This window comes from Streptomyces flavofungini, assembly GCF_041028215.1.
Classification (GTDB): Bacteria; Actinomycetota; Actinomycetes; order Streptomycetales; family Streptomycetaceae; genus Streptomyces; species Streptomyces flavofungini_B.
Genome location: NZ_JASKYR010000776.1, coordinates 1 through 3,083, shown reverse-complemented (window position 1 = coordinate 3,083; position 3,083 = coordinate 1). Strand labels below are relative to the sequence as shown.

The following is a 3,083-nucleotide window of genomic DNA, read 5'->3' as shown; positions in this document are numbered from 1 at the left end:
GGGTGGGACTGACCACCGGCAGCGAGGTCGCACTGGCCGCACCGGCCGCGGGCGCGGCCGTGCAGGTGGCGGAGGACCCGATCGACTGCCCGTCCGCGGGCTGCCGCAAGGCCAGCGATCAGCTCTTCCACGGGTACGGAGTGGCTGTGGAAGACGCCGGGCACGCCTATGTCGCCGACGGCAAAAGCGGTCGGCTGATGGAGGTCGACCTGGCCACGGGCAAGGCGTCCGAGGTCGCCACCGGCATCGGATACGCCCTGGGTGTGGCCCTGGACGGCCAGGGCAGCGCCTACGTCACCGACAACAACGGCGGACTGTGGAAGGTGGACCTGGCCACCGGGCAGAAGTCCGAGGCCGCCTCCGGTCTCGGCGATGCCCGCGATGTGGCGCTGGACGGCAACGGCCTCGCCTACGTGACCGACTACGCGGGCGGCAAGCTCTTCGAAGTAGACCTCAGCACCCATAAGAGCAGCGAGATCGCCTCCGGCTTCGGCAAGGCGCACTCCCTGGCTCTGGACGGCAAGGGGACGGCCTACGTCACCCAGACCGAGACCGGCACGCTGTACGCGGTGAAGCTGGAGACCGGCCAGAAGAGGGTCGTCGCGGAAGGGCTGACGGGCGTCCAGGGCGTCACCCTGACCGACAGGGGCACCGCCTACACCGTCGGCCGGGACGGCCTGCTGCGCGAGGTGAACCTCACCGACGGCACCAACCGCACGGTGGCCCGGAAGAGCGACAAGTTCAACAACGTCGCGCTCGCTCGGGACGGCTCGGTCTACATGACCGAATACGGCACGACGCTGTGGCGGGTCAAGGGAGGGCCGCCCGCGCAGAAGGTGCGGGTCGAGGGCGTCCCGGGGGTGTGGACCTCCCCGGGGCGCAACGCCTGGCCCAAGGTGAAGGTCACCAACACCTCCGGTGCCTACCTCGGCACCCAGGACGTCACCCTCACCCTGGACTCGACGCGGCTGGGCTGGTCGTACAACGTCGTCTACACCGACCGCGACGGCCAGGTCCACGAGTACCCCTGCACCGTCCAGCCGGGAGACGGCCGCACCTCACTGTGCAAGAACGTCGACCTCCGCCTGGAGCCCGGCCAGAGTGCCGAGTTCCGTACCGAGGTCGGTGTCAGCAAGGACGCCGAGATCTGCGAGAAGCCCGCGGTCACCTGGAAACTCGCGGGGGCGAGCGGCAAGTCCGGCTTCGTCGTCAAGAACCCCGACGGCAGCCCCGAGCAGTGCTGACCTCCCCTTAGGGACACGTCTTGGGGCCCGCCGTCTCGCGGGCCCCAAGACGTGTGCCGTGGCGGAGGTGGGGGTCAGGCGCGGCGCGCGGCCCAGACGAAGCGCTCCGTGCGCACGGCCAGGTCGTCGCGGCGCAGGATGCTGTGCGGGCCGTCGGTGTCGAGGAGCCGGTCGAGTGCGGCCAGGTCCTCAGGGGGGAGCGTCTCGGCGACGGCCGAGGCGCCGCGGATGCGCCGCAGACCGCTGAGGGCATAGCGGCCGATCGCCTCGCTGCGGGAGTTCTCGATGTTCACGGTGACGGTGCGCTCACCCTCGACCGTGAAACCGGCGGCGCTCAGCATCGGGCCCCAGTCGGCGCCTCGGTGGGGCATGTGCTCGGCGGTGACGCGGTCGGTCGCCGCGTGGCAGCGCTCCTCAAGGCCGGGCCGCTCCTCGGGGGCGTTCTCGGGCAGGAAGCGGGGGAAGCCCGCCAGCTCGACGACGGCGAACAGGCCGCCGGGCGCGAGCGCGTCGTGGACGGCGCGCAGCGCCTGCTCGGGCTGGGCCATGTGGTGCATCGAGGCCGACGCCCACACCAGGTCCGGCGATCCGAGATCGGGCCATGAGGGGGCGTCGAGATCGGCCTGTACGGTGCGCACGCGGTCCTCCACCCCGAGGGCGCAGGCCTTGTCGCGCAGGCGCTTGAGGTGCGCGGCGGAGGCGTCGACGGCGGTGACGTACGCGTCGGGGAAGCGGTCGAGGAGGGCGAAGGTGCCCGCACCGGTGCCGCTGCCCAGATCCACGATGTGCCGCGGGCCGGTCGGCAGGGGCAGCCAGGCGGTGATGGAGGCGATGTGCTCGGCGAGGACCTCGGCGTCCAGGTCCAGCAGCTCCGCCAAGTCGTCGTCCTGGTGGTGGTGTTGGTCGAGACCGGTGCCGTGGTCGCCGCCGTGGCCGTGGCGGTGGCCGTGCGGGGTGCCGTGCTGGTGGGGGGTGTGCGTGTGAGCCATACCTGCACCGTAGAACGGGTTTGCGCGTGCGGCACAGCCTCTTTCTGTTTACGCAAGAAGGTGGCCGAGTGTGCTGCCTGACGCGCAAGACGCCGCCCCGACGGAGGCGGAGGTGCGGCTCCACAGTGCCATCGGGGTCAGCGGTCACTCATCGGCGGTCCGCGCGTCCTCGTCGCCCTCGCGCTGGTGGCCGCGCCGGGCGTCGCGGTCGAAGATGCCGAGCAGCTCGCAGGGGCCGCCCTCGGCGCCGATCGCGTGCGGCATCATCGTGGGGAACTCCGCTGCCTGGTTGGTCTCCAGGCGGAAGCGGCGGTGGCCGAGCATGAGAACGGCGGTTCCGGACAGGACGACGAGCCACTCGTGGCCGGGGTGGGCGCGCATGTGGGCCGGGTTCTCGGGCGGTGGTTCGGTCATGCGCTGGCGGATCACGCTCATGCCGGGATCGCTCTTCACGGGCCAGCGCATCCGGCCGTGCGCGCCGTCGATCACCGGACTGATGATCACGTCGTCCGTGGCCGTCTCCACGAGCTGATCCAACGTGGTGTCAAGCGCGCGGGCCAGCGTGACCAGCTGATCGAGTGCGAGGCGCCGCTGCCCGTTCTCGATGCGGCTCAGTGAGGACTGGCTGAGGTGGGCACGGTTGGCCAGTTCCTCCAGGGACCAGCCCTGAGCCACCCGCAGGGCACGGATGCGTTTGCGTACGAGGCTGTCCAGCTCGTCGGTTTCTTGCGTCATGGGCAACATCGTATGCCCCTTGTGCAAGGTGGGCTTAACGTCGAGAGCGGACCGCAAGGTCTCGCATCTACCGGGGTCCCCGTGGCCGGGGTCGGAGGGGGCGGGCGGCCTGGAC

Annotated in this window: 3 protein-coding genes; 1 reads left to right on the top strand and 2 read right to left on the bottom strand. The window is 71.0% G+C overall.

The genetic code is table 11. The features are described from left to right. On the top strand, positions 1-1,244 hold a 1,244-nt coding region (locus tag AB8Z36_RS34235), incomplete at its 5' end, for a Vgb family protein (protein ID WP_440582074.1). Between the two features lie 74 nt (positions 1,245-1,318). On the opposite strand, the gene AB8Z36_RS34230 is transcribed toward AB8Z36_RS34235, so the two are convergent. Both AB8Z36_RS34230 and AB8Z36_RS34225 read right to left on the bottom strand, forming a co-directional pair. Beyond that, positions 1,319-2,233, bottom strand: a complete 915-nt coding sequence (locus AB8Z36_RS34230; RefSeq protein WP_369217284.1) for a class I SAM-dependent methyltransferase — start codon at positions 2,231-2,233, stop codon at positions 1,319-1,321. 144 nt (positions 2,234-2,377) lie between these two features. Beyond that, positions 2,378-2,977 carry a helix-turn-helix domain-containing protein gene (locus AB8Z36_RS34225; protein WP_369217283.1) on the bottom strand — a complete coding sequence of 200 codons (600 nt, stop codon included), beginning with the start codon at positions 2,975-2,977 and terminating at the stop codon, positions 2,378-2,380. Positions 2,978-3,083: the final 106 nt, after the last annotated feature.